The sequence below is a fragment of the Pedobacter frigidisoli genome (genome assembly GCF_032678525.1).
In the GTDB taxonomy this organism is placed as follows: Bacteria; Bacteroidota; Bacteroidia; order Sphingobacteriales; family Sphingobacteriaceae; genus Pedobacter; species Pedobacter frigidisoli_A.
Window position 1 is genome coordinate 1,166,564 of the sequence record NZ_JAVTSE010000001.1, and the last position, 7,708, is coordinate 1,174,271.

At 39.0% G+C, this 7,708-nt stretch carries 5 protein-coding genes; all 5 read left to right on the forward strand.

The window, feature by feature from the left end:
• Positions 1-185: 185 nt before the first annotated feature.
• Positions 186-1,658: a proline--tRNA ligase gene (gene proS, locus R2Q80_RS04920; protein WP_316798517.1), complete on the forward strand. Its 1,473-nt coding sequence runs from the start codon at positions 186-188 to the stop codon at positions 1,656-1,658.
• Positions 1,659-1,736: 78 nt separating this feature from the next.
• Positions 1,737-2,876, forward strand: coding sequence for a cystathionine gamma-synthase (locus R2Q80_RS04925; RefSeq protein ID WP_316798518.1), 1,140 nt, complete (start codon positions 1,737-1,739; stop codon positions 2,874-2,876).
• Positions 2,877-2,970: 94 nt separating this feature from the next.
• Positions 2,971-3,738: a TIGR02757 family protein gene (locus R2Q80_RS04930; protein ID WP_316798519.1), complete on the forward strand. Its 768-nt coding sequence runs from the start codon at positions 2,971-2,973 to the stop codon at positions 3,736-3,738.
• Positions 3,739-3,857: 119 nt separating this feature from the next.
• Positions 3,858-4,472, forward strand: coding sequence for a Crp/Fnr family transcriptional regulator (locus R2Q80_RS04935; protein ID WP_316798520.1), 615 nt, complete (start codon positions 3,858-3,860; stop codon positions 4,470-4,472).
• A 490-nt stretch (positions 4,473-4,962) separates the two neighbouring features.
• The coding region (locus tag R2Q80_RS04940) for a hypothetical protein (RefSeq protein ID WP_316798521.1) at positions 4,963-7,708 on the forward strand (2,746 nt) is incomplete at its 3' end.

The window sequence follows — 7,708 nt, forward strand, 5'->3', positions numbered from 1 at the left end:
TTTAGTTGTGTGTGTTCACTGATAAATAAACAAATCAAAGGTATTACTAACTATGTGTTAAGTGAATAAAATCATATAAATTTTACAGCTAGTCAATGTTAATGGCATTTGTTAGGCATAAATTTATAAATTTGTGCGCTAATTTTACACTTTTTAACACACAAATTACGTTCCAAATACATAACATGAGCAAAGAAATTACAAGTAGAGACGCCGATTATTCTCAATGGTATAACGATATTGTTTTGAAAGCTGACCTCGCTGAGCATTCTGCAGTACGTGGCTGCATGGTGATCAAGCCGAATGGTTATGCTATATGGGAAAAAATGCAGGCAATTTTGGATAAAATGTTTAAGGATACCGGACATCAAAATGCTTATTTTCCTTTATTCATTCCAAAGTCATTTTTTTCCAAGGAAGCTTCTCACGTTGAGGGTTTTGCAACGGAGTGTGCCGTTGTTACACATTATCGTCTAAAAAATGACGGGAATGGAAATATTATCGTTGATGAAACCGCAAAGCTGGAAGAGGAACTTATTGTACGCCCAACTTCTGAAACTATCATTTGGAATACCTATAAGGGTTGGATTCAGTCCTATCGTGATTTACCTATCCTGATTAATCAGTGGGCGAACGTGGTGCGATGGGAAATGCGTACCCGGTTATTCTTGCGCACTGCTGAATTCTTATGGCAGGAAGGTCATACAGCACATGCAACTGCCGACGAAGCAATTGAGGAAACTGAACGCATGCTTCATATCTATGCCGATTTTACAGAAAACTGGTTGGCAGTTCCCGTGATCCGGGGGAGAAAGTCTCCAAACGAAAGGTTCGCCGGTGCAATTGATACATATTGCATTGAAGCATTAATGCAGGATGGTAAAGCACTCCAGGCAGGTACTTCACACTTTTTGGGTCAGAATTTTGCTAAAGCATTCGATGTTAAATTTACTGGTAAAGATGGAAAGCTAGACCATGTTTGGGCAACCTCATGGGGTGTTTCAACACGCTTAATGGGGGCACTGATTATGGCACACAGTGATGATTCAGGTCTGATCATTCCTCCGAAACTTGCTCCGATTCAGGTAGTCATCGTTCCTATATACAAGGGAGATGAAGATTTAGCAAGAATTTCTGCTTACGTAAATGAGCTGACTATGCGCCTACGTGGTATGGGTATTTCGGTTAAGTACGATGATCGCGATACACAACGTCCTGGTTTTAAGTTTGCCGACTACGAACTAAAAGGTGTTCCGGTTCGTATTGCAATTGGTGGACGAGATCTGGAAAATAAAACTGTTGAGATTGCCCGCAGAGATACAAAAGTAAAGCAAACTGTGCCTCAGGAGGGCCTTGATATTTATATTGTTAAATTGTTGGAAGATATCCAGACCAGCATGTTCAATAAGGCATTGGCTTTCAGAGACGAACACATCACTGAGGCAAATACTTATCAGGAGTTTAAAGATTTACTTGATGATAAGGCTGGCTTTATTTCAGCACACTGGGATGGAACCTCAGAAACAGAACAGAAAATCAAAGAGGAAACCAAAGCAACAATTCGTTGTATTCCTTTAGACAATAAACTGGAAGATGGAGTATGTATTTATTCAGGTAAACCATCTACACAAAGGGTATTGTTCGCAAGGGCATATTAATCAGATTTAAGATCGGAGATAATGGATTTGGGATTTATCTCCGGTCTTATCTCCCGTCTCACCTCAAAATATAAATAAATGAAATTCGCAACAAAAGCAATACATGCTGGTCAGGAACCCGATCCAACAACGGGTGCGGTGATGACACCCATATATCAAACTTCCACATACTGGCAAAAATCTCCTGGCGATAACAAGGGATATGAATATTCAAGGGGAACGAATCCAACGCGCAAAGCACTTGAAGATTGTTTGGCCGCATTAGAAAATGCCAGCTATGGTTTAGCTTTTTCAAGTGGAATGGGGGCTACAGATGCCGTTTTAAAACTTCTTCAACCGGGAGATGAGGTAATCACCGGCAATGATCTTTACGGAGGTTCCTATCGCATCTTTACCAAAATTTTCACGAAATACGGTATCAAATTCCATTTTCTGGATCTATCTAAGCCAGAAAACATGTTACCCTATATCAATGAAAAAACAAAGTTGGTGTGGATCGAAACACCTACCAATCCAACCATGCAGATCATTGACATTGAAGGTGTAGCTAAAATTACCAAAGAAAAAGGCCTCATTCTAACAGTTGACAATACATTTGCCTCCCCTTACTTGCAAAACCCCATAGACTTAGGTGCTGACATTGTGATGCACTCAGTAACGAAATATATTGGCGGGCACTCTGATGTGGTGATGGGTGCACTGATCACTAATGATGAGCAATTGTATAAAGAACTTTGGTTTATCTATAATGCATGTGGCGCTACACCGGGTCCTCAGGATTCATTTCTCGTGCTAAGAGGGATTAAAACGCTGCACTTGCGCATGAAGGCACACTGCGAAAACGGAGAGCGCATCGCGCATTACCTAAAAACCCATCCTAAAGTAGACAAAATTTACTGGCCTGGTTTTGAAGACCATCCGAACCATGACATTGCCAAGAAACAAATGCGGGGCTTTGGAGGCATGATTTCCATTACGTTGAAGGGTGCAGATCTTGCCGAAACTTTCAGAATATCATCTAACTTCAAAGTATTCACCCTGGCAGAGTCGTTGGGAGGGGTGGAATCATTAATCAACCATCCGGCAACGATGACTCATGGATCTATTCCAAAGGAAGAAAGAGAGAAAGTAGGTGTTACGGATAACTTACTTCGATTAAGTGTTGGCGTAGAGGATATTGATGATCTTTTGGAGGATCTGGAACAAGCACTTTCATAATGAGAACGGTCAGGTAAATTACAAATTGCCTGACCAATTTTAACAACTTTAAATAGCAGCAATAGCTGCTATTTTTATTTTATTTACAAGCAAGATGGAATTTCTCGAACTCAGGAATTTTCTTGATAGAAAGGTAGAACAATACAATACTCCAGATTTCATTGCAAATGATCCGGTTTGCATTCCTCATCTTTTTCAGCAAAAACAGGATATCGAAATTTCTGCATTTTTTGCTGCGGTACTCGCCTGGGGACAGCGTAAAACAATCATCAATAAATGTAAGGAGTTATTAAATCGTATGGATAATGCGCCTTACGATTTTGTGTTGAATCATACAGATGGCGAGTTAAAACGCCTTCTCCATTTCAAACACCGAACATTTAACGACACTGATCTTCTTTATTTTGTCTCATTTTTCAAAATGCACTACAGCAACTTTGACACATTTGAGCAGGCATTCATCCCATTAAATGGCGCGTTTAGTATTGAAGATGCATTAAATCATTTTAGAAGCTATTTTTTCTCGCTTGAAGATTTTCCTCATCGCACCAGAAAACACATCTCTTCTCCCATGCAAAAATCAACCTGCAAACGTCTGAATATGTTTTTACGATGGATGGTAAGGAAAGATGACCATGGGGTGGATTTTGGCCTCTGGAATAAGATTCAACCAAAGGACCTGGTGTGTCCTTGCGATGTTCACGTTGATCGGGTAGGCAGATTACTCGGTTTGATTACCCGAAAGCAGACCGATTGGTTAACCGCTGTGGAATTAACTACACAGCTTAAACAATTTGATGAGTTGGATCCTGTTAAATATGATTTTGCATTGTTTGGTCTGGGTGTAGAGAAAGTTTTATAATGTTGTTTCAGCGCTGGAAAATAACATAAAAAACCTTCTTTTTTTCTTTTAAACTTCCTATCATTACATACTGATTTTACATTTGATGTAATTTGTGTCTATCGCTTAGCTAAACCTACATGATTGCAGTTAATTTACCTGATGAAGACAGGTGGAGGAAATACAATAATTCCTCGCCACTAATAGCTGTATTTAAAAACTTTCATCCCCTAAACGATGAAATCGAACAGCGAATTAATCAGCATACCTTTCCAATCAGTTATAAAAAAAGTAAATTTCTGGTATCACCCGTAGATCATAACAAGTATCTGTTCCTAATTGTCAAAGGAATAGTTAGGGGGTTTATTAAAGATGGTAAAACCGAAATTACCACCTGGATCGCAAAGGAGAATGAGGTTGTAGGAACCATCCGCAATTTATGGATCGATGGTGATTCAGAAGAATACCTTCAGGCACTTGAAGATGTAGATTTAATTGCAATTCCACATGTGCTTTCAGAATACTTGTATGAAAACTTCCCTGAAGCAAATATCGTTGGTCGTAAAATGATGGAACTATACTATAGATCTGCTGAAGAAAGGGCATATTTATGCCGCATTTCATCGGCAGAGAAAAGATACAAACGATTTCTCGCTTCATTCCCCGATTTGATCAACAGAGTGTCTCTCAAATACATTGCATCATTCTTAGCCGTTCGGCTCGAAACTCTCAGTCGCGTCAGGGCTAAACTATAAATTTGAATCATACCTTTTGGGTATGTAAGTTCAACTCAACAAAAAAAGGGCTCTATTGTTTTGGCAAAATTTATTTTTTTGACCTAATTTTGTATTATTAATACTACTTGTTAAAGAAATGTTGTTGATTATTATCAAATAATCTCACTCATATACCTTTAGTTGAATTACAATGACAAATTGTAAGGTTGTTTTTTAGTTACTTTGTAGTATTGATAATACAGTATTTAAAGCTTTAAGTATCATTTTTGTCCCCGGATTCGAAATTTTTTCTAGAATCAGGAAGTGAGCTTAGCTTAAAGAAGTCGTCTATCTAAAAACGCTGAACCCGAAACGTTCTCTAACCTGTGGTTGTTAACTGATTCGATATAAGCTTGTTATTTGATGTGTAGGTTCTCTTCAAACCAAATGCGGTTTAGAAAAACTTAACAGACGATTCTTTAAGGGTATTCAACTACTGGAAATTGATGCTCATTATATCACAATTTAAATGAAAAAACAACTATCTCTCAGTTTCGTTCTTGTATTAAGTGTTTTCGGAGCCCTGGCTCAACAAAAAATGAAAGATGGCACAGTTACTTATGGTAATTTGCCCAATAAGGACGCCATTCTTGAGTTAGAAAGCACAAACAAAGGATTACTGTTCTCGAGAGTAGCACTTAAGGATTCCAGGGATGCCTCACCACTGTCTGCACATATTGCAGGTATGATGGTTTACAATACCCAAACTGTATCAGATGTAATACCTGGAATCTATTACAACGATGGAACCAAATGGATACTCGCCCGTCAGGGTCAGGCAACAAACCTATCTTATAACCCTACAAATTATACTTTAAGTTTTGTTGATCCCTCAAGCAACGCTTCTGTGCTGGTTGATCTCCGTGATGTGGTAAAGAAAAATGAAACCTTAACATCGCTAGTTAAACAAGAAAACGGAACCTATGTTTATACTGCAGAGGACGGTGCCAAAACAACTATCAATGTTCCTGCAGATGTAATTAACAATTTTCAAACCATTGCAAATACATCATCTGTAAAACAAATCATCGAAAACATCGTGAGAAATACCGCCGGAAATGTACTGTTCGATGGTACAACTCTGACTTATATAGATAAGAGCGGCACAACTCAGGTAATCAATCTTTCACAAATAGTAAAGGGAGGAGAAACGGTAACAACCCTGATTAAAAATACAGATGGTACATATACCTACACCAATGAAAAAAATGATAAGGTAAATGTAAATGTAATAGGTGATGTGAATACCAACATCGTTAACGAAGGGGCACTTTACACCACAATTAAAAATTTAATTGATAAAGAAGAAACAGTTACCAGTTTAGTTTACGACGTAGTTAAGAATACCTTAACATACTCAGATGAAAATAAAATTGTTAATACGATTGATATAGCTAAACTGGTCACTAAAAATCAGTTAACAACTTCACTATCCAATAGTGAAACAACTGAAGTAACTTCAAACGCTGTTCTGAATAATACTAATTATAAAGTTGAGGTTAAGAATGGTGCCATTACTTCTATTAAGTTAGCTAATGAGTCTGTTACTACGGATAAAATAGCCAAAAGCGCGGTTACGGGTGATCAGGTTGCAGTTAAGGCCATTAGTGCCGACAAACTTGTCGCAAACCCTACTGATAAAGGAAAGGTTGGTGTTGTACAGGCTGATGGAACAATTGTTTATCAGATTTTGTCTTCCTCCAACATATCTGGCAAAGATTTAACTGCAGAAGATGGTTCAATCGCAGTAACCGATGGAGCCGGTGCAACTCTTGTACATGCAAAACTGAAGGTTTCTGATGGTGGTATCTCTACTGCTAAACTTGCTGAGGGTGCAGTAACTAACGCTAAAGTTGGTGCTGATGCAATCACTACAGATAAAATTAAAGACGGTGAAGTTAAAACTGCTGATGTTGCAGATAAAAACATTACTGCAGCAAAACTAGATGCGGGAACAGGAACAGCAGGTCGTTTGGCCATTGCTGATGCAACAGGTGCTGTAACTTATTCCAATGCTATCCCAATTGGATCGATTACGGGTGAGAATGTAACCGCAGGCAGCAATAAAGTAACGTTAGGAGGAACCCCAACAGCAGCTGTGTTAAAAGCCTTCTCGGTCGATGTTAATGAAGCAAACCTAACCTTATCTAATATTGGAGGTAAAGTAACCACTAACCAGATCACCACAGGCACAGCAAACCAGATGTTGGTGACCAATGCTGCTGGAACAGCTACAGAGTGGGTTGATAAATCAGCTGCAACTTCAGTTAGTAATGCTTCAACAGGAAACACCATTGCTACGACAGTAAATGGTACAACCGGCGCTGCAGTAAACATAATCAATACCAATGTAACGAGTTTAGATGCCGGCAATAAACTGATCAGTACTATTAATGGCGTAGCTAGTACACCACTGGATATTTCAACTGCAGTTGTCGCTACACAGAAAACCACGACATTGTCTAATGGTAGCAATACCACCGCTAACGGCACAACAACAGGAAATGTTACCGATTACCAAGTAAATGTAAATAATGCTACGGCAACGACAACCGGTGCAGTTAAGCCAGGCGCTGGTTTGGCGGTAGACGGAACAGGGGCACTTTCAGTTGATGCGTCGGCAATTTCTACCGGAAAGGCCTTATCATCAAATGATTTAACCATCTCTGTAAACGGAACAACTTCCCTATTAAAAGATGTAAGTATCGATATTAAAAATGGTGCAGTAGCTACTGCTAAACTTGCTGACGGCGCAGTGACCAATGCTAAAGTTGGTGCTGACGCAATCACTACAGATAAAATTAAAGACGGCGAAGTTAAAACTGCTGATCTTGGAGATAAAGCCGTAACCGGAGATAAAATTGCTGATAAAACAGTTACAGCTGATAAGTTAATCGCAAAGCCTGCAGATAAAGATAAAGTAGGTGTAGTTCAGGCAGACGGAACGATTGTATATCAAACCTTATCTTCTACTAATATAACAGGTAAAGATTTAACCGCTGAAGATGGTTCTATCGCAGTAACCGATGGAGCTGGTGCAACACTGGTAAACTCAAAACTGAAGGTTGCTGATGGTGGTATCTCTACAGCTAAATTAACTGATGGTGCGGTAACTAACGCTAAAGTTGGTGCTGATGCAATCACCACAGATAAAATTAAAGATGGTGCAGTAACTACTACTAAAATAGCTGACGGGTCAGTAACTAACGCTAAAA